Annotated in this window: 18 protein-coding genes; 9 read left to right on the top strand and 9 right to left on the bottom strand. The window is 31.5% G+C overall.

Going from position 1 to position 20,687, the window contains the following annotated elements; genetic code table 11:
- Window positions 1-4 precede the first annotated feature (4 nt).
- Both ACXAG4_RS04200 and ACXAG4_RS04195 read left to right on the top strand, forming a co-directional pair.
- Window positions 5-436 carry a deoxycytidylate deaminase gene (locus ACXAG4_RS04200; protein ID WP_475294816.1) on the top strand — a complete coding sequence of 144 codons (432 nt, stop codon included), beginning with the start codon at window positions 5-7 and terminating at the stop codon, window positions 434-436.
- Complete coding sequence (locus ACXAG4_RS04195) at window positions 436-2,031, top strand: S41 family peptidase (protein ID WP_475294815.1); 1,596 nt, start codon at window positions 436-438, stop codon at window positions 2,029-2,031. Before ACXAG4_RS04200 ends, ACXAG4_RS04195 begins: the two co-directional genes overlap by 1 nt.
- Here the strand turns inward: ACXAG4_RS04195 and ACXAG4_RS04190 are convergent, their stop codons facing one another.
- The 3 genes from ACXAG4_RS04190 to ACXAG4_RS04180 are packed head-to-tail and all read right to left on the bottom strand — an operon-like array spanning window position 2,032 to window position 3,433.
- On the bottom strand, window positions 2,032-2,640 hold the full coding sequence (locus ACXAG4_RS04190) for an FAD-dependent oxidoreductase (RefSeq protein WP_475294814.1): 609 nt from the start codon (window positions 2,638-2,640) through the stop codon (window positions 2,032-2,034).
- Window positions 2,641-2,645: 5 nt separating this feature from the next.
- On the bottom strand, window positions 2,646-2,849 hold the full coding sequence (locus ACXAG4_RS04185; protein WP_475294813.1) for a hypothetical protein: 204 nt from the start codon (window positions 2,847-2,849) through the stop codon (window positions 2,646-2,648).
- Window positions 2,849-3,433: a MarC family protein gene (locus ACXAG4_RS04180; protein ID WP_475294812.1), complete on the bottom strand. Its 585-nt coding sequence runs from the start codon at window positions 3,431-3,433 to the stop codon at window positions 2,849-2,851. The genes ACXAG4_RS04185 and ACXAG4_RS04180 overlap by 1 nt, the downstream gene beginning before the upstream one ends.
- An 89-nt stretch (window positions 3,434-3,522) precedes the next feature.
- On the opposite strand from ACXAG4_RS04180, the gene ACXAG4_RS04175 reads away from it, so the two are divergent.
- Entirely contained in the window at window positions 3,523-4,089 is a 567-nt protein-coding gene (locus ACXAG4_RS04175) for a DUF3109 family protein (protein ID WP_475294811.1), read from the top strand.
- Between the two features lie 21 nt (window positions 4,090-4,110).
- Entirely contained in the window at window positions 4,111-6,813 is a 2,703-nt protein-coding gene (locus ACXAG4_RS04170) for a CHAT domain-containing protein (RefSeq protein WP_475294810.1), read from the top strand.
- Here ACXAG4_RS04170 and ACXAG4_RS04165 read toward each other — a convergent pair.
- Together ACXAG4_RS04165 and ACXAG4_RS04160 are read right to left on the bottom strand one after the other, a co-directional pair.
- Complete coding sequence (locus ACXAG4_RS04165; protein WP_475294809.1) at window positions 6,793-7,395, bottom strand: tetratricopeptide repeat protein; 603 nt, start codon at window positions 7,393-7,395, stop codon at window positions 6,793-6,795. The two genes, ACXAG4_RS04170 and ACXAG4_RS04165, sit on opposite strands and share 21 nt — an antisense overlap.
- Complete coding sequence (locus ACXAG4_RS04160; protein ID WP_475294808.1) at window positions 7,385-7,942, bottom strand: RNA polymerase sigma factor; 558 nt, start codon at window positions 7,940-7,942, stop codon at window positions 7,385-7,387. Before ACXAG4_RS04160 ends, ACXAG4_RS04165 begins: the two co-directional genes overlap by 11 nt.
- A gap of 101 nt (window positions 7,943-8,043) precedes the next feature.
- Between ACXAG4_RS04160 and ACXAG4_RS04155 the strand changes: the two genes are divergently transcribed.
- On the top strand, window positions 8,044-8,655 hold the full coding sequence (locus tag ACXAG4_RS04155) for a hypothetical protein (RefSeq protein ID WP_475294807.1): 612 nt from the start codon (window positions 8,044-8,046) through the stop codon (window positions 8,653-8,655).
- Window positions 8,656-8,675: 20 nt separating this feature from the next.
- Window positions 8,676-10,343 carry a T9SS type A sorting domain-containing protein gene (locus tag ACXAG4_RS04150; protein ID WP_475294806.1) on the top strand — a complete coding sequence of 556 codons (1,668 nt, stop codon included), beginning with the start codon at window positions 8,676-8,678 and terminating at the stop codon, window positions 10,341-10,343.
- Between the two features lie 67 nt (window positions 10,344-10,410).
- Here the strand turns inward: ACXAG4_RS04150 and ACXAG4_RS04145 are convergent, their stop codons facing one another.
- The gene (locus ACXAG4_RS04145; protein WP_475294805.1) at window positions 10,411-11,715 is read right to left on the bottom strand and encodes an esterase-like activity of phytase family protein; all 1,305 of its coding nucleotides are present in this window, start codon (window positions 11,713-11,715) and stop codon (window positions 10,411-10,413) included.
- A 470-nt stretch (window positions 11,716-12,185) separates the two neighbouring features.
- Here ACXAG4_RS04145 and ACXAG4_RS04140 point away from each other — a divergent pair, with 470 nt between their 5' ends.
- Both ACXAG4_RS04140 and ACXAG4_RS04135 read left to right on the top strand, forming a co-directional pair.
- A complete protein-coding gene (locus ACXAG4_RS04140; RefSeq protein WP_475294804.1) occupies window positions 12,186-13,166 on the top strand; it encodes a ribonucleotide-diphosphate reductase subunit beta in 981 nt (326 codons plus the stop codon).
- Between the two features lie 188 nt (window positions 13,167-13,354).
- Window positions 13,355-15,844, top strand: a complete 2,490-nt coding sequence (locus ACXAG4_RS04135; RefSeq protein ID WP_475294803.1) for a ribonucleoside-diphosphate reductase subunit alpha — start codon at window positions 13,355-13,357, stop codon at window positions 15,842-15,844.
- Window positions 15,845-15,938: 94 nt separating this feature from the next.
- Here ACXAG4_RS04135 and ACXAG4_RS04130 read toward each other — a convergent pair whose 3' ends face one another.
- From ACXAG4_RS04130 to ACXAG4_RS04120, 3 genes are all read right to left on the bottom strand, one after another.
- Window positions 15,939-16,802 (bottom strand): OmpA/MotB family protein, encoded by an 864-nt coding sequence (locus tag ACXAG4_RS04130; protein WP_475294802.1) that lies wholly within the window; start codon window positions 16,800-16,802, stop codon window positions 15,939-15,941.
- 130 nt (window positions 16,803-16,932) lie between these two features.
- Window positions 16,933-17,652, bottom strand: a complete 720-nt coding sequence (locus ACXAG4_RS04125) for a DUF6503 family protein (protein WP_475294801.1) — start codon at window positions 17,650-17,652, stop codon at window positions 16,933-16,935.
- A gap of 89 nt (window positions 17,653-17,741) precedes the next feature.
- On the bottom strand, window positions 17,742-20,039 hold the full coding sequence (locus tag ACXAG4_RS04120; RefSeq protein WP_475294800.1) for an inorganic phosphate transporter: 2,298 nt from the start codon (window positions 20,037-20,039) through the stop codon (window positions 17,742-17,744).
- Between the two features lie 275 nt (window positions 20,040-20,314).
- Between ACXAG4_RS04120 and ACXAG4_RS04115 the strand changes: the two genes are divergently transcribed.
- Entirely contained in the window at window positions 20,315-20,665 is a 351-nt protein-coding gene (locus ACXAG4_RS04115) for a toxin-antitoxin system YwqK family antitoxin (protein WP_475294799.1), read from the top strand.
- The last annotated feature ends 22 nt before the right edge of the window (window positions 20,666-20,687 follow it).

The raw sequence follows: 20,687 nt of genomic DNA, 5'->3' as shown, positions 1-20,687 counted from the left end.
ATTAATGCCAGAACAAAAACAATTAAAGTACGATAAGGCATATTTAAGAATTGCTAAAGAGTGGGGGAAGTTATCTTATTGCAAACGCAAACAAGTAGGCGCCCTAATAGTTAAAGACAGAATGATAATTTCTGACGGCTATAACGGAACACCATCTGGTTTTGAAAATTGTTGCGAAGATGAAGAAAATTATACAAAATGGTACGTTTTACATGCCGAAGCCAACGCTATTTTAAAAGTAGCAGCATCAACACAATCTTGTAAAGGTGCTACATTGTATATAACATTATCACCATGCAAAGAGTGTAGTAAGCTCATTCATCAGGCCGGTATTGTTAGGGTGGTTTATCACACAAAATATAAGGATGATTCTGGCCTAAAGTTTCTAAAAAAAGCAGGTGTAGAACTTAAATTAATTGAAGATATAACAGCCTAATGCCTTACAAAAAAAAATATTTGCCACTTTTATTAGGTGTAGCCACAGCCGCAGGTATTTTTATTGGCGGTAAACTAAATTTTAGTGATTCGCCAGATAAGTTATTTTCAACCAACAGTAAAAAAGAAAAGTTAAACAGGCTAATAGATTATATTGAATACGATTATGTAGATGATATTAACACAGATAGTATTGTTGATGTTACCGTTAATGGTATTTTAGATAATTTAGATCCGCACTCTGTTTACATTCCAAAAGAAGATTTAGAACGCGTTACCGAAAACATGAAAGGTGATTTTGTAGGTATTGGCGTTAGTTTTTACACCTACCGAGACACTATTACAGTTATTAGAGCTATTGAAGGTGGCCCAAGTGAAAAAGCGGGTATTAGAGGAGGCGATAGAATTTTGATGGCTAATGGCGATTCACTTTTTGGCGATAAAATTTTAGATACCGAAATTATAAAAACACTTAAAGGCCCTATAAATTCAAAGGTAGATTTAACAATATACAGAAAAGGTGCACCAAAACTTTTAAATTTCACCGTAAAACGTGGTGTAATACCCATAAAAAGTGTTGATGCATCATACATGCTTACTAATAAATTGGGCTACATAAAAGTTAACAGGTTTGCAGAGTCAACGTATAAAGAATTTAAAAAAGCACTTGAAAAACTTATAGATAGTGGCGCTACAGAAATAGCCCTAGATTTACGAGGAAACCCCGGCGGATTTTTAACCATAGCAGAACAAATGGTTGATGAGTTTTTGGGTAAAAATAAACTCATTTTATTCACCAAAGATAAAAGAGGCCATATAGAAGAAAGTTATGCTACCAAACGTGGTAGTTTTGAAAACGGAAAGGTATATGTGCTCATAGATGAAAACTCAGCATCGGCTAGCGAAATTGTGGCTGGTGCACTTCAAGATAACGATAAAGGTGTTATTGTAGGAAGGAGAAGTTACGGCAAAGGCTTAGTGCAACGCGAAATGGATTTGGGTGATGGTAGCGCTGTACGTTTAACGGTGTCTCGTTACTATACACCAACAGGCAGATCTATTCAAAGGCCTTATAAAACCATTGGTCATAAAGATTATTATGATGAATATTCTGAAAGATTAGATAGTGGCGAACTCTTAGATCCTACTAAAATTGAAGTAGCCGATTCTTTAAAATTTAAAACACCAAAAGGCAAAATAGTGTATGGCGGTGGAGGTATAATTCCTGATGTTTTTGTACCTATAGATAATACCTTGCATAATGAAACATTACAATATATAGAACAATATCAGTTTTTTGATAACTTTATTTTTAGGCAGCTAGATTTAGATCGTAATGCGTATGACGGTATTTCAAGAAAAGATTTTATTGAAAGTTTTGAAGTAGATGACGATATGGTTATAAAATTTCAAGATTACGTAAATACTCAAACACGGTCAAAAATAACCTTTGTAGCGTATCATGATGAGGTAAAGCAATATTTAAAAGCATCATTAGCCGAACAATTATATGGTAATGGCGCTTTTGAAGAAGTTATTAATAAAACAGATATAATGATTGAAGAGGTTATTAAGTTAAGCGAAACAGCACCTTAATTATACACTAACCTTATCATGTACTTTGGTGTGTTTACCGTCATTCCAAAGTGTTAAAATATCTGTAGCTACATGTGCACCACTACCAGTAGCCATGGCAAATTGGCTACGCCATCCGGCAAGTGAACCTGCAACATATAGGTTTTCTTCAATTAAATGATTATTGTTTTTTAGCCAAATACGCTCTTTCTCAATTGGTGAGCGTGGGTGTGGTGCAATATAACTTTCTAAACCTTTAATACGCATTAAATTGGTGTATCCAACAGCAACTACTACAATTTCAGTTTTATATGTGTTTTTGTTGGTTGTAACATCAAATCCTTCTTCAGTTTTACAGATTTCTATAACTTTTTCTTTATCAATTTGTTCAATATGCGGGTAAAGTTCAGCTAATTGTTGTTTGCCTGTTTCTAAAATAGAAGCGCCAGTAGTTCCAGGAGCTAGCCCCAAAACATTATTAAATAAAGCGGTTTGTAAATGCGATGTTTTTTGGTGCGCAAAAATACCAACGCGTTTATTTTGTGCAAAAGATTTGTTTTTTGCAGAGCCTAAAACCAATGCACAAGATAAACCTGCGGCTCCGCCTCCTATAATTAGTGTGTTAAACATAAATTCTATTTACGTTCTTTTACCTTTTGTTCAATTTTTTTTGAAATTCTTAAAATAAGCATCAATGCTATAGCGCATAAACCAGCAACTATAGTAATTATAGCCACCATACTTTCTCCAGTAAAAGGCGCATTAAAATTTATTTTTGTGAAGTTGAAAATAGTCATAGCACTGGCTAAAACTATAATAATTAAGGTTGCTATTTTCATTATATATTTAGTAGAATTTTAATATTTACAGCAAAAAGTTTAACGGCAATAGCTAATAAAATTACACCAAAAACTTTTCTAATTATATTAATACCGTTTTGCCCTAAAAAACGTTCAATTTTTTTTGAGGTTTTTAAAACTACAAAAATAACAATAACGTTAAGTATAATGGCAATTATAATGTTTTCAACTCTAAATTCTGCACGTAATGATAACAAGGTGGTTAAACTACCAGGTCCTGCAATTAAAGGGAATGCTAACGGAAAAATTGAAGCCGTCATTACATTGTTTTCTTCTTCTTTGTAAAGTGTAATGCCTAAAATCATTTCTAAAGCAATAAAAAATAAAATAAAAGCACCAGCAATGGCAAAAGAGTTAACATCAATACCAATAAGGTTTAAAATGCTTTTACCCAAAAACAGAAAAACAATCATAATGGCACCTGCAATAATTGAGGCTTTCTCGCTTTGAATATGCCCTACCTTTTTTCGTAAATCTATTATAATAGGTATGTTGCCAATAATATCAATTACTGCAAATAAAACCATAAATGCGGTAAAAATTTCTTTAAATATTAACTGCATGCTTATTTTTTTAAATTTTCTGCAAATGTCGGTATTTAATACAACATTTAGGTGTTAAATTAAATTTAAAGTTTTCTATTTTTGCAAGCATGTTTCAATTAGGAAAAACTATAATATCAGAAGATGTGCTTAAAAAAGAATTTGTATGCAATTTAAGTGCATGCAAAGGCGCATGTTGTATTGATGGTGATGCAGGAGCACCACTTGACGAAGCTGAAACCAAAATACTTGAAGATATTTACCCAAAAGTAAAGCCCTTTTTGCGGAAAGAAGGTATTGAGGCTATTGAGCGCCAAGGTACTTTTATAACTACAGAAGATGGTGAGCTGGAAACACCTTTAATTGGTAATGCAGATTGTGCTTACGTGATTTTTGATGATAATAACACGGCACTTTGTGGTATTGAAGAAGCTTATAACCAAGGTGAAGTTAGCTGGAAAAAACCAGTGTCTTGCCATTTATACCCTATTAGAGTTACAGATTATACCGAGTTTTCTGCGGTTAATTACCATAAATGGCAAATATGTGATGATGCCTGTGAGTTGGGTGAAGAATTAGGCGTGCCAGTTTATAAATTTGTTAAAGAAGCACTCATTAGAAAGTTTGGTGAAGATTGGTATGCGGAGTTAGAGAGGGTGGCTAAAGAAGGATCTTAATTTTAAAAAAACCTCTGAAAGTTGACTGCCAATAAACTCTTATTTATTTTTTTAGTTATATGTAATATAATTGGAGGGCAGTCTGAAATTTCAAATCTAAAATTAAAAATTGAAGATTTTTACATTAAAAAACAGTATGACTCTGTTATTAATGTATATAGCAATTATAGCTGGAAAAGCTTAAAATTTATCAATAAAAATGATAGCTTAACAGCATCAGAAGTATTTCACAATATAGCAAATAGTTATTACGAAAAAGCAAACTACACCACTGCCATTGTTTTTTATAATAAGGCAATAATCTTTTCACCTAAAAACCCCGAGGGTCTTAACCAAAAAGGAATAGCGCTTTATGATAGGGCTTTTGCTGAATACGAAATACAAAATTACACACAATCATATAAAACGGTAAAGCAGGCCGAAGTAGTTTTAAGTGCATTATCAAACCCTGATTATGATTATTTATTGTCAGTTTATGCTGATTTAGCTGGCGAAGCTACTACACTAGGATTTTATGATGAGGCAGAATTTTATTTAGACAAAGGATTTAATTTATACCAAAATAACAAAGGTAATTTTAAAACAGATGTAACTAATGCGTCAAAACTTGTATTGTTCCATCATAAATATATTAGGTTATTTGCTTACAGTGGTAACCAAGCAAAACTACTTAAACATATAAATAAACTTCAAACACTTAAAAACAAGCGTGTATTTAATGCCTCTGAAAACTTAATGTTGGCAGTTGCGTATAATTATGTAGGCGATTTTTATATAGAAAAAAAAGCACCAAATACTAAAGTTCATAAAGCTTATTTAAACCAAGGTATTGCATACTTAAATAAAGGTTTACTGTATTTAGATAAAAATGCTTACACAGGTAATTATACCCAAATTTTATTTAACAAAGCAAAGTATTATATGTATAGTAAAGCATATAAAAAGGCGCTTCTTGTTAATAATGAAATTCAGCAAATAGCAAGTGCAAATGATAGTAGATTACCTTTTTTTAAAGCTCAAGAAGCCTTTATTTATTTGAGGGCTAAAAACAAAGCAAAGGCAATAAATGCTTATAAAAATGTTGTAAATTTTATTCATGCTTCAAAAACAAAGTTACTTGCAAATTATTCAAATTTTAAACCTAGTGCAGTTGTTAAACATTCTGGTTTATTAGCAGAATTGGCCGATGCGTTTGTGAAAGCTTACCCAAATGATCATACAGTTTTAAATGAAATGGCATATTGTTATCATTTAAGCTTAAAGCAATTAATAGCTAGTTATGAAGGTGAATGGTTTAGCAAATCTTTAAAGGAATATTACGACAAAGCTATAGCTGGCGTTTTAAAATTGAAAAGTAAAGGCTTTGGTAATATAAGTAACGCAGAGCTTTTACAGATTATTGAAACTACTGAAAACAGACTTGTTTGGAAACGTTACGTTCAAAACCAAGCATTTACTAAACACGGTTTAGATCAGCTTGTTTTTAATGAAGATATACATTTGAGAAAACAATTAGTAGAAGCAATTCAAAATAACGATTCTGTAAATATTGCTGAATTAAAATTTAAAATTGAAAAGCACAACACGCAACTAAAAAATAGATATCCAAACATATACAAATATGCTTATGATATATTTGATATAAATAATTTTAAAAATGAAATACCAGATAAAACACTTGTTTTAAAATACAAAATAGTAGATACCACTTTGTACACCTTTGAAATTACAAAGCAATCTGTTAAAGTAACAGATAAAGTGTTTGATAGTGTAGCTAATAAAAAAGTAACATCTTATTTAAATACCCTAAAAAACAGGGGTGAAAATAAGCCGTTGGCAGAAAATTTATGGCAACTATTAAAACCTACTAATAGCAATGCATATTCAAGTTTAGTTGTGTTGCCAGATGGAGTTTTAAATAATTTTCCGTTTGAAGCTTTGGTTAATAAAGGTAATTATTTGGTAGGTAATAAAATTATTAGTTACGCATCTCACCTAGTGTTTTTAGAGCAGTCATCAAAAAGTACAGCGTTAAAAAAAGTAGTTGTTTGTGCGCCTAATTATTCAAAAGGAAACACATTAAATGGTGCGAAATATGAAAAAGAAATGCTTTCAAATATGTTTCCAAATGCGTTTCTTAATATCAAAAAATTAACAAAAAACGAATTGTTTGATAAGGCTAAACAAGCCAATATTTTACATCTTGCAATGCATGTAAAAATTAATGAGGTAAATTCTGAGCTTAGCTATTTTATGTTTGATGAAGCTAATACAGTAAATAATTTATATTTAGAGGAGTTGTATGCTTATAAACTACAAGCAAATTTAGCTTTTTTAAGTGCGTGTAACACAGGGGTTAGCTTAAACAATGGTTTAAATGGTGCTGCATCTATTCAGCGTGCTTTTTTTATGGCTGGTGTACCGTCAGTCATATCAAGCTTTTGGAACGTGCCAGATGATGCAACAAAAAAAATAGTTTCAAATTTTTATTCTAATTTAAAAAAAGGGCAAACAAAAGCAGAAGCACTACAAAAAGCTAAAATATCTTATTTAAAAGGTGTTGAAGATGCTGATTTATCTAAGCCATATTATTGGGCTGGTTTTATATTGTCTGGCAGTACAAATGCTATGTTAGTTGAAAGTAAGCAAAACTATTTTACGGTTGCTTTTTTGATTTTGTTGTGTTTTGTATTTATTATAGGTTTACTTAAGCGTTTTAAGTAGTTTTAATCGTTGTTTCTTTTTAAAATTTGTGTTTATCTTTTCAAGTGTTTTTATTGCTAAATCTTTGTTGTTGTTTTTTAGATACGCTAGCGCTAAAAACCATAGGTTTTTGTCTTTCCAGTAATTACTACTCTCGCTATTATATTTTAAAATTTTAATAGCCTTATCAATATTGGTGTTTTGTTGTAGAAAAATATTGGCTTTGTAAAAGTTGTAAATAGTTTTGTTCTGTGGGTTTTTGGTAATTAGCGAATCTAAAGTTACTAAAGCATTATTATATTGTTTGGTTTCATAATAGTAAAAAGCACGCTCTTGAGTGTTTTGTGCGTTTTTATTGCGTGAAATAGGTGCTATAACATTTTCATAAGGTTTAAAGTGTTTAGTAAAAAGTGTTTGGGTGGTATCTTGTTTGTAAAAATTAGAGGTAATACCAAATGTTAAACTAAATAAAACAACCAAACAAGCTGCCCATAACAGGTGTGTTTTATTTTTCTGGTTGCGTTGTTCTAAATTTTGTAAAAAAGTTTTGCCTTTTTTGTATTCAGATTTAGCAATTATTTTTTGTAATAATCTATCGTTCATTTTCAAAAATTTCTTTTAAGTGTTTTAAACATCTATATTTTTGCGATTTTACGACGTCTTTAGATTTGTACTCTAACAATTCAACAATTTCTTCAGCATTGTAATTCTGATAATAAAATAGTTTTAAAATAGTCTTGCATTTATTACCTAACTTATTAAAAGCTAATTCAAGTTTTTTTTCTGTTTGGTTACTTTCTTTTTTAAATAAAACGTCAAAATCAAAATCTATTTTTAAACCTAGTGAATTAAAATGGTTGTCATCAACATGTTTTAATTTGTTTTTGGCTCTTAAATAATCAAAAACCATATATTTTCCAATGCTAAAAAGGTATGTTTTTAATGAGCTGTTTAGGCTTGTTAGTTTACCTGTGGCAATGTTTTCACTAAGCGCTAAAATAGCGTCTTGGTAGAGGTCTAAAGCATTGTTTTTAGCTATTCCATAGTTTTTAGTAAAGTTTAAAAAGGCGGCTTTGTGTTCTAAATACAAGTGTTTTAAAAAAGCATTATTGCCTGTTTTTAAGCCTTCTAAAATAGCGTTGTCTGTCATGTTAATGTAATTCCACTTTAATTGTAAACAAAAAAATAAAAAATTAATGTTTACTTTTTAAAAACTTGTACATAAAGGGCATGTAACCAAAAATTAAAATTATGAAAACATTGCTCGTTTACACTGCTTTTTGTCTTTTTTTATTAGTTAAAAATGCAGATTTTTACAAATTGTCTTTCAATTCTATTAGTATTGAAAATGAATTTTTTTCACAATCTAAAAATGTATATCTTGAAATTACATTTAATAAAGGTAGCTTTAGGGGTACGCACCTTTTTAAGCCTGAAAAAGGTAATTATTTAAGTCAAATAAATCTCGAATATTTTGACAGTTACAGCAATTTAAATGCCTCAAAACTTGTTTCTGAAAACGGTTTGCAAATCCATTACATTAACCGCACTTTTCTTGGAGAAGCTACTAAAGGACAACATCAGGCAAAAATGTTTACTGATGGCTGTGGTCACCTCAATTTTATTGATGTTAAAGACAGTATGCCTTACAAAAGGGTTGATAGTGATTTTGTTGCCTGTAACAAAACATTGATTGAAGACACAACTCCTTGGAAAGACGGTGTGGTAAAAAAAAGACGACTCGTTTCAGGAAGCTTTCAAGATACAATACAATTTGAGTTTACCATGGATGATGGTTCAAAAAAGCAAGAAACTGTAGATGCTTTCATTAAATTCAAAGCAAACCAATCAATAAAAAAATAAAAAACTTAAACAAAAAACACATGAAATTAAAAGTACTTTTTTTAGTGATAATAATAGGCAATTTAGGCTATGCGCAGTATAATTTTGAACAGGTAGATGTTTGGTCAGGTAGTAATGGGGGTTCAGCAAAATATTTAACGCAATATAATGGAGCTATGTATTTTCAAGCTGCTGAAATTACCCCATCGTTTAAAAAACTATATAAAACAGACGGAACGCTTTCAGGTACAGTGCAGGTTGCTACAAATTTAAATGCAGGTGCTGGTTATTCACCTGAATCCTTCACTGTTTTTAACGGTCAATTATTTTTTACTGCACAAGTTTCTGGTCTAGGTATTGAACTTTATAAAACAGATGGTACCGAGGCAGGAACATTGTTAGTTAAAGATATTAGAGCAGGGAACTCTAATGGGTTAGACCAAAACACTAATAATGATAAGCAATTATTTGTTGAATTTAATGGCGAACTGTATTTTAGAGGAAGCACAAGCTCATCAATAGAACTTTGGAAAACTGATGGGACAGAAGCTGGTACAGTTTCGGTAAAGAATTTTGAAGCAACTCAAACAGGGGCACCTGTATATGTAGCTAATAACGAACATGAATACTTGGGGGTAGTTTTTAATAATGAGTTATATTTTGTGGTGAATAGATCTGGAAATTACGAACTTTGGAAAACCGATGGCTCTACCACAGGAACAGTTATTGTTAGAAATGGTTTTAGTAACATATCTAATTTAATAGTTTTTAATAATCAGTTGTTTTTTTCTGCAACTGATGGTAGTTCAGGTAATGAAATTTGGGTGTCAGATGGTACTTCAATTGGTACACAATTAAAACATGATATTTTTCCAAATAATCTTAATCCTTCATTAGGTTTGGGAAGTTCACCTGATGACTTTGTAATTTATAATAATGAAATGTTCTTTACGGCTCGTGGTTATGATGATTTGAATAATAATGTTATAGGCAGAGAGCTTTATAAAACCGATGGAGCGCTATCAAGCTTAGTAAAAAATATTAATACTACTATTTCTGGCAGTAATGTTGAGCGTAGTGGTTTAAATATGCCAAAATTTAAAATATTTAATAATAAATTGTATTTCATAGCTGATAACGATGTTAATGATGCATTTGGTTTATGGGTAACAAATGGTACTGAGTTAGGTACTGTGGAGGTAGTTTCGCCTAATGATACGGGTGTTTCATTTCAGTTTTTAAATGCAACAGAATATAATAACGCATTGTTTTATTTTAATAATCAGCAGCTTTGGGTAACCAATGGTACATTGTCTGGTACTCAAATTTTAACTGATATTAATGGTGTTAATAGTGATATTTTACAGGTACAATCAGGGGCTCTAATAAATTTTAGTAATAAACTTTGGTTTGAAGGTTTAAGTAATAGTAACGGAAGTGAATTAACAAGTTTGGCTGATAATACGCTTTCAAATTCTAAAGTAGAAGCTTTTTTAGAAGTTAAGCTTTATCCCAATCCATCAAAAAGCATAATAAATATTAGTAGTAATTTTGAAATTGACAGCATAAAAGTATTCAATTATTTAGGGCAAAAGGTTATTGAAACTTCAGATAAAATAATAGATATTTCAAGTTTTCCAATTGGTCAATATGTTGTAAAGTTTCAAACTAACGCAGGTACTTTAACAAAAAAAATAATTAAAAGTTAGTATTAAAAAAAGCGGCTTTTTTAGAAGCCGCTTTTTTAATTTTTATTACACAATGCAATTAATTGTATTAGAAATTTACAATGTATAGTGTATTGCCGTCTATATTTTCACTGGTTTCGGTGTTTGAAATGTATTTTTGTATGGTAGCACTGTTGTCACCCGTCCAAACAGCAAAATCATCATCATTAATAACGCCAATTGTAGTAGGGTTTATTAACCAAATGCCTTCAAGTTTGTCATGTGGGTAATCACCTAATTCAGCAATTAAATCTACGGCTAATGTTTTGGTAACAGGTGTAATGCCAGCATTTGCTAACTCAGTCCAAGTACATTGTTCAATAGTTTTACCGTTTATTAGTTTTCCGTTTAAGGTATCATCTGCGTCAGATACATCGGTAGCGTTTGAAATGTCTATTTTGTAAATGTGTTTTTGTACTTGGCTCTTATCTTTGTCTTTAGTAAATGCGCCATCTCTTTCAACAATTAAAAATTCGGTATTGCTTAATGCAACAATTTCAGAGTTTGAGTTTTTAGCTTTTTCTTGTTTGTGTAAATACTGTTTTGTGGCGCCGGTTTCAATATCAAAAGTAACAATTCTTGTTATTGTAAAATCGGCAACTTCAGCTTTACTAGGGTTGTAAAGTGTAGATTGCATAATGCCTACCAAAGTTTTTTCATCTGGTGTAATAGCTAAACCTTCCATACCTCTATTGGCCCAACGCGTTTCAAAAACAGCAGGTAGTTTTCTGTCTCCAGTTTCACCTGTAATTCCTTTAGGGCTTAGTCTTTCTAATTGTTTTCCGTTTGCATCAAAATGCACAATGTGTGGTCCATATTCATCAGATACCCAAAAACTACCATCTTTCATGGCTACTAAACCTTCGCTATCTAAACCATATTTATCATCATCAAGTGTGGTGGTTTGGTCTTCGGCATAGGCGGTTTCACCTGTAGCGCCATAACCTTCAGGGTTTGGTCTTCCGCTTATGTTAACTCCGGCAGGATTTTTAAATAAAATTTCTCTAATCATTTCAATACTGCCATCGGTATTTAATTTAAAGTGGCCAATACGAGGTGTGTAATTTGGTGTAGGGAAAATTTTATCACTACCAAATTTAATGTTAGCACCCCTATCGGTTAATGCATAAAATTCACCTTCGTTAGTTGGGTGAGCGGTAGCGGCAGAACCAAAACCACCGTTTCTTACTTCTACATTATTACTAGTTGTTTTTAATACAGAGTAAGGTAATTTAATGCCTTTGTTTGAAATTTCTGGAAGTTGGTAAGGTGCTGGCGTGTCATCATCATTACAGGCTGTAAAAGTTGCAACTAAAGCAGTTGTAAAAACTACTTTTAAAATGTGTGTTTTCATGTTGTTGTTTCTAGTTTTTAAAGCTTGTAAGGTAATTTTATGTTATTAAGCTTTTGTGTTGGTTTTTTTAACTTGACGTTAAGTTTTGTAGTTAATTTGGCAAAATTATTTAATGTTTAAATAATACATTGTTTAATGAGTAATTGTATATTTATTGTTGATTTCAACAAGTAACAAACAACTTGTAAAATTCCTTATAAAACCCTTTGTTTTTAAGGTTTTTAGTGTTTAAAAACTATTTTTTCTTGTAAACTTTTTTAATTTCAAAAAAAGTTAAATAACTGAAAAACAATACTGTAGGTGTTTTTTCTTGTAAACTTCTCAGTACTAGTACTTTTTTAGTTTGTTAAAAACTTGTTGAAAAGCTTTCTAAAAAAATGTGAAATTATATTGATGATTTTACCATCTTTGTTACACTCTAATTCTGAGTAAAAAAGCAATTAATTTAATATAATAATCCATTTAAAGTTATGTCCCAGGCAGTAGAACCTATTCTTCAAGAAAACAAAGATCGTTTTGTAATTTTTCCTATTCAACACCATGATATTTGGGAATGGTATAAAAAATCGGAAGCCAGTTTTTGGACTGCAGAAGAAATAGATTTACACCAAGATTTAACGGATTGGTCATCAAAATTAAATGATGATGAGCGTTATTTTATTAAACATATTTTAGCGTTTTTTGCTGCTAGTGATGGTATTGTAAACGAAAATTTAGCCGAAAACTTTGTGAATGAAGTGCAATATAGCGAAGCTAAATTTTTCTACGGTTTCCAAATTATGATGGAAAACATTCACAGTGAAACCTACTCATTGTTAATTGATACATACGTAAAAGACGAAAAAGAAAAAGATATATTATTTAAAGCGTTAGAAAACTTTCCTGCTATTAAAAAGAAAGCAGATTGGGCTTTAAAATGGATAGAATCCCCAAGTTTTGCAGAACGATTAATTGCCTTTGCAGCCGTTGAGGGTATTTTCTTTTCAGGTGCATTTTGTTCTATTTTCTGGTTAAAAAAACGTGGTTTAATGCCAGGTTTAACCTTTTCAAACGAATTAATTTCAAGAGATGAAGGTGTGCATTGTGATTTTGCTGTGCATCTACACCAAAACCACTTAGTAAATAAAGTACCAAAATCTAGAATTAAAGAAATTTTAGTTGATGCTTTAGATATTGAGCGCGAGTTTATCACAGAATCTTTACCTGTGAGCTTAATTGGAATGAATGCCAATTTAATGACCCAATATTTAGAGTTTGTAACAGACAGACTTTTAAATGAGTTGGGTTGTGAAAAAGTATATAACACGTCTAATCCGTTTGATTTTATGGACATGATTTCGTTACAAGGAAAAACTAATTTCTTTGAAAAACGAGTGTCTGAATATCAAAAAGCAGGTGTTTTAAATAAAGAAGAAGAAAAAGACAAATTTAGCTTTGATGCCGATTTTTAATCTGTAAAAGCTAGTTCAAAATTTTCTTAAGAACCCTATTATTTTCCACTAAAAGAAAATAAGCTAATTATTTAATTTTTATCCAACTAAACTACTCTAATTAACCAATAGAGGCATTTTTAGTATAACTAACTAATCCATAATCTGAAGTAATTCAGGTAAAAAAAAACTTAAAAGTAAACAGCAGTATGTATGTAATTAAAAGAGACGGCAGAAAAGAACAAGTAATGTTCGACAAAATCACCGCAAGGGTGAGAAAACTATGTTATGGTTTAAACGAGTTGGTAGATCCTTTAAAGGTAACCATGCGCGTTATTGAAGGGTTGTATGATGGTGTAACTACCAGTGAACTTGATAATTTAGCAAGTGAAATAGCTGCTACAATGACAACCGCACACCCAGATTATGCGCGTTTAGCAGCCAGAATTTCAGTATCAAACTTGCACAAAAACACTAAAAAAACCTTTAGTGAAGTTATGCAAGATTTATATGCATACGTAAACCCAAGAACAGGTAAAGAAGCACCACTGCTGTCTGATGAGGTTTATAACGTTATTATGGAAAATAAAGAGCGATTAGACTCTACCATAATTTACAACCGCGATTTTGGTTATGATTATTTTGGATTTAAAACATTAGAGCGTTCATACCTTTTAAAACTAAATGGTAAAATAGCAGAACGCCCACAGCATATGTTAATGCGTGTATCTGTAGGTATTCATTTAAATGATATTGAATCGGCTATTGAAACGTACGAGTTAATGTCTAAAAAATACTTTACACACGCCACACCAACCTTATTTAACTCAGGTACACCAAAACCACAAATGTCTTCTTGCTTTTTATTAACAATGAAAGAAGACAGTATTGATGGTATATATGACACCTTAAAACAAACAGCTAAAATATCGCAATCTGCTGGTGGTATTGGTTTAGCTATGCATAACATACGTGCAACAGGAAGTTATATTGCCGGTACAAATGGCACAAGTAATGGTATAGTGCCAATGCTACGCGTGTTTAATGATACTGCACGTTATGTAGACCAAGGTGGTGGTAAACGTAAAGGAAGTTTTGCTGTGTACTTAGAGCCTTGGCATGCTGATATTTTTGATTTTTTAGATTTGAAGAAGAATCATGGTAAAGAAGAAATGCGTGCACGCGATTTATTTTACGCTATGTGGATTCCAGATTTATTCATGAAACGTGTTGAACAAGATGCTGAATGGACGCTTATGTGCCCAAATGAATGCCCAGGATTACCCGATACGCACAGTGAAGAGTTTGAAGCTTTATACGCAAAATATGAAGCTGAAGGAAAAGGAAGAAAGAAAATTAAAGCACGTGAGCTTTGGGAAAAAATATTAGAATCTCAAATTGAAACAGGTACACCATACATGCTTTATAAAGATTCTGCTAACCGAAAATCAAATCAGCAAAATTTAGGTACCATTCGCTCATCAAACCTATGTACTGAAATTTTAGAATACACATCGCCAGATGAGGTTGCAGTATGTAATTTGGCATCTATTGCCTTACCAATGTTCATTAAAAATGGCGCGTTTGATCATAAAGAACTATTCAGAATTACTAAACGTGTTACTAAAAACTTAAACAAGGTAATTGATAGAAATTACTATCCTGTAAAAGAGGCCGAAAATTCAAACATGCGTCACCGTCCAATTGGTTTAGGTGTACAAGGTTTGGCCGATACGTTTATAAAATTACGTATGCCATTTACTAGTGATGAAGCTAAAAAATTAAATCAAGAAATTTTTGAAACCCTCTATTTTGCTGCAGTTACAGCAAGTATGGAAGAAGCAAAAGCCGATGGGGCTTATCAAACTTATGAAGGTTCTCCAATTAGTAAAGGTGAGTTTCAGCATAACCTTTGGGGCTTAAAAGATGAAGATTTAAGTGGCCGTTGGGATTGGGATAAACTACGTAAAGATGTTGTTAAAAATGGCGTACGTAACTCATTGTTAGTAGCGCCAATGCCAACAGCATCAACATCGCAAATTTTAGGAAATAATGAGTGTTTTGAGCCTTACACATCAAACATTTACACACGTCGTGTATTATCGGGTGAGTTTATTGTTGTAAACAAACATTTATTAGAAGATTTAGTAGAATTAGGCCTTTGGAACGAAGCGCTTAAACAAGACATCATGAGGGCTAATGGTTCAATTCAAGGTATTGATATTATTCCGCAAGATATAAAAGATCTTTACAAAACAGTTTGGGAATTAAGTATGAAAGATATTATTGATATGTCTCGCCAACGCGGGTATTTCATTGATCAATCACAATCTTTAAACTTATTTATGGAAGGTGCTACTATGGCAAAACTTACATCAATGCATTTTTACGCTTGGAAAAGTGGCTTAAAAACAGGTATGTACTATTTACGTACAAAAAGTGCTGTTGATGCCATTAAGTTTACATTACAAACTACTAAAAAAGAACAGCCTAAAGCTGAAGCTGTTGAAGTTGATAACGTAGCTGTAGAGCAACATAAAGCTAAAAAAGAAAAATTAGCAGCCCAAAATGCTGCTAAGTTTGCTAAACAAAATGCCGCAGAAGTTGATGTTGAACCAATGACTGCCGAAGAAATGAAAGCGCTTATTGCACAAGCAAAAGAAGCCGAAGGCGATGATTGCTTAATGTGCGGTTCTTAAGAACTGGGTTGTTCCCTCGAAAGGGGGAACCCCAAATTTAAAAAGAGCATCTCAAATGAGATGCTCTTTTTGATTTTAGAAAATAATGGATTAATTAATCTTCTATATTATTGTTTGCAACAGTTGTATTGCTTTCACTCATTAACGCAAAAAACTTATCAATATTGGGTAAAATAATAATTTTTGTACGTCGGTTTTTTGCTCTATTATCTTTTGTGTTGTTATCGGCAATAGGTTGGTAGCTACTTCTGCCTGCGGCAATAAGTTTTTCTGGTGCTACATTATATTTTTCTTGAAGTTTTCTAACAACCGATGTGGCTCTCATAACACTCAAATCCCAGTTATCTGCTAAAAATTCTGTGCTAATTGTTCTGGCATCAGTGTGCCCTTCAACCATAACATCTAAACTAGGTTCAGAGTTAATAACATCGGCTAATTTTTTTAAAACATTATCAGCTTTACTGCTTAATCTGTAACTTCCGGTGTTAAATAACATGTTATCTGCTATAGAAATCATAACAACGGTTTCATTAATATTTACGGCAAAATCTTCGTCATTATTCATATTGCTTTCGCTTATAGTTTTTTCTAAATTATAAGCAACGGCTAAATTCATTGAATCTTTAAGCGTTTTTGCTTGAGCAAGTTTTGCAGCATCAACGTTTTTTAATGTTTCGCGCATTTTTTCTTTTGTACTATTAGAAATAACGGCAACATTACCAACGGCATCTAATTTGGTATCGTTTTCTTGTTTTAAAGTTGAAATTTTAGCGTTGTATTCATCAACGCGTGCTTGAATTTTGCTAAACTTGGCTTCTAAATCTTCTTTTGCAACTCTAGTTTTAAGTAGTTCGCTTTTTATATTTCCATTTTCTTGCTGTAAAGCAACATATTTTTTCTTTGATACACATGAAAATGTAACTGTAGTTGCAAGTAGCAATGCAAAAAATTTATTCATAATAATAATTTTAGGTTTACTACTATGTACGAAGCTTAGCTTTATATAGATGTTTTATATAAAATAGATGCTTTTAAATTTTTGTTAAAAAAAGTATGAAAACGTTGTGTTTTTGTTGGTATACAGTGTTTTAGTATAAAATGTCTGTGCCTAAATATTTGTTGTTTTTGTTGTAATACCAAGCTCTGTTTTTAGGCATTTTAACGCCGTTTATCGTTTTTATGTCTGATAGTAAAATGTACTCTCCAGAGTCTTTTTTTACGGTGCCATTCTCATTGGTTTTGTAAAATTGATAGGCTTCCATGGCGTAAGTTTTAGGGTTGAAATAAAAGAGCCATACATCATTACCAACGGCTTCATCATAATTTGCTTTAAGTACAAAATAAGTTTTTCCTTTAAATTGCTTTTTTTCAACAGTTGGGTTAATGTTGGTGCCAGGGTCTTTTAGTTTCATAGGTAAACCATAAAGGTATGTGTAATAGTTTTTATAAAGTACGGCACGCTCACAATTTAAGTTGTGTTTTTTTATATTTTCTTCTGAAATGTTTTCAGAATTATTCAAAGCAAATGAACAGTTGTTTTTATCAATAGTAAAGCGGGTTGTAATAGTGTCTTTGGTAGCGGTAACTTGAAAATATTCATTGGGTAAATCTATTAAAACAGCACTAACTCTGGGTGAATTATTAGGTGTTTCCATGGTGATAACAAAATTTCCTTTAAAGGTAGACCATTTGTTTTCTGGATCATGAAAGGATATGCTTTTTTCAAGCAATTCAGTAGCTGTTAATTGTTGTGAAAAAGCGTTGTTAAAAGCACATAAACAGCTAAAAAGTAAGAGATAAATTTTCATGGTGTAATTATTAATATAATATAGTTAAAAGTACAAAAAACAAAAGCACCTAATTTGGTGCTTTTGAAAAATATATTAAAAAAAATGGTTTATTCTTCCTCGTCTTTTTTGGCTACTTTTGCTGGTGCAACAGAGTCGTCATGCGCATTGTAATACTCTTCAAGAAGGCTCATGGTTGCAGTAAGTAAATCTTTGGTTTCTAATAAAATACCAAAGTATAATGTTGTGTTTTTTGGGCTAGATTCTTCGGTTCTAGTGCGTTCAACTTGCTTTTGAATTTTATTGGTTAACAAATTGAACATGCTTTCTTTTTTAGCTAACACAGCACCTATTTTATCAAATGAACCTGAGCTAAAAGCTTCTTTTGTGTTTTCAAATAGTTTTTCAAAAATAGCATCAATTTCTTTCAGCTCTTTAATTTGACTAAACTTTAACTTTTTATGGTTGTTGTTTACGTGTTTGTAACTGGTGTTAGATATGTATGTTAAAGATTGCGCCATGTCTTGCAAGTGTCTTAAAACGCTTAAGTAAAAGTTACTAGCACTTACACTTGGCTCATCTAAATTTTTAATAAAGTAGAAAATATGATCTTTTAGTTCATCAATTTCATCACTTAAAGCTTCAACCTGGTTTTTATTCTTTTTTAAAGATTTTAAATTATGAGTTGCAAGTCCATTTACAGCATTGGTGTAAATTTTATTACCACGTTTAACAACCGTAGCTATGTTGCTTGCACTTTCAGTTATTACACCTTGTATAGAACTGCTTTCAGCTTTTTGAAGGCTATCTTCGGCTTTAAGAATTTTAGCTTGTTTTCTATGACTTAGATAGTTTCTTACTAATACAAAAATGGCAAATGCAATTAAAGCAACTAATGCATAACCTCTTCCGTAGTATAAAATTAGAGCCATTATAGCTGCAGCAACAAAGGCACTTAAGGCTGTTAAAAACCAACCTCCAACAACATTTAGCACACCTGCAACTCTATAAACGGCACTTTCGCTTCCCCAAGCCCTGTCTGCTAATGATGTACCCATGGCAACCATAAAAGTAACGTATGTTGTAGAAAGCGGTAATTTTAATGATGTTGCTAAAGATATTAATACACTAGCAACCATTAGGTTCACAGCAGCTCTAACCATATCAAAAGCTGGTAAATCTTCTTTTTTTATGGCCGCAGATATTGTTGCTTTTTCAAATTGTTTTTCTATTTTATTTTTTGCCGATTGTGGTAATAAATTATTAACACTTTCTGCAGTTGCGATAGTCATTCTAACTATGCTTCTAGATAAAAAGTTAGGTTCAAAACGTTCTTTAACATTATCTTGACGCGATAAATCAACCGATGTTTTTACAACCGCTTTTGCTTTGCTTGAAAACCATAAGGTTAATACCATAACCAAGCCAGCAATTAGCAAAATGTATGTTGGTGTGAATATTTTTTGACCAAGGCTTTCCATGGTGAACTCTGTTGCAGATAGACCTAATGTGTTTATTTCCGGATTACCAAAATCCATGTATGCTTGGTATGCACCTGTTGTAGGCCCAATAAAGTTTACTAAATCATTGCCAGCAAAAGCAACAGCAAGTGCAAATGTGCCTATTACAATAATTATTTTGTAAATATTTACTTTTAAAAATTGTATAAGTAATAATGAAATTAAAGTGAATAATGCAAAGCCAATAAGTAAAACTAAACTTGTATTGTTATTTATAAAACTAACAATAGTATCATTCATAAAAGAGGCGTTTTTAATACCTTTTATAAGAATGAAATACATAATGGATGTTACTGCAAGACCACTAAAAATAGCGCCATAATATTTAGGTTTTTTAGCAAAATTAAATGATAGTAATATACGAGCTATATATTGTACTATAGCACCAACAGAAAAGGCTACAACAACCGAGAGTAGTATGCCCAGAATAATTTCAATGGCTTTTTCATTGTTTATAAAGTTACCTAAATCTAAAAGCGTAAGATTTTTATCGGCAGTAATTTTAATAATAGCAACACAAACTGATGCACCTAAAAGCTCAAAAACAATAGACACTGTTGTTGATGTTGGTAAACCTAGTGTGTTAAAAAAGTCTAGCAGTAAAATATCAGTAATCATAACCGCCATAAAAATGATCATGATTTCATCAAATACAAATTGCCCGGGTACAAAAATACCTTTACGCGCAATTTCCATCATACCACTAGATGAAAGTGCTCCAAAAGCAACACCAATACTAGCAACAATCATTAAAGTTTTAAAAGACACAGCTTTTGAGCCAATGGCTGAGTTTAAGAAGTTTACAGCATCATTACTTACACCCACAACCAAATCTGCAATTGCCAAAACAGCAAGCGCAATTATCATAAAAGTATACAAACTATCCATTAAAAAGAAGTAAAATATATTGTGAGCAAATGTCAATATTTTAATTAAACCTAATGTTATGCTAATGTTATGTTCTTTCTGTACTTATTTAATTAAATTAAAGTTTTGCTAGTTACCTTAGCTTATGTACCAATGTTATTATTTTAAATAATTACAAAAACCTGTAAATCAAGTTAATACAAGTTTAATGTTAAATTAATGTTATGTAAATGTTGTGTAAATGTAAATTATTTTATATATTTGTAACGTAATAATTAATTAAAACCCCACATATTATGAAAAAATATATTTTATTATTAGCAGTTGTGTTCATGGGAATTTCAGTATACGCTCAAGATAAGAATGTTACGGTAAAGCATGAACAAAAAAATGATTTAGTTGAATCAACCTATTTTTATGCAGATGGAACTGTACAACAAAAAGGTACGTTTAACAAAGAAGGAAAGTTACATGGCACATGGACTAGCTTTGATACTAAAGGAAACAAAATAGCCGTTGGAAATTATGAGAATGGAAAAAAAGTTGGAAAATGGACGTTTTGGGCCAATGGTGTAGCTAAAGAAGTTAATTACAAGAATTCTAAAATTGCTAAAATTACTGAAGTAAGCAGTAACAATAGCCTATAATTTAGATAATTTTTATTCAAAA

The organism is Seonamhaeicola sp. ABD4_175, assembly GCF_056160885.1.
Note: the sequence above shows the minus strand (reverse complement) of the source record. Positions and strands in the feature narration are given on the sequence as shown.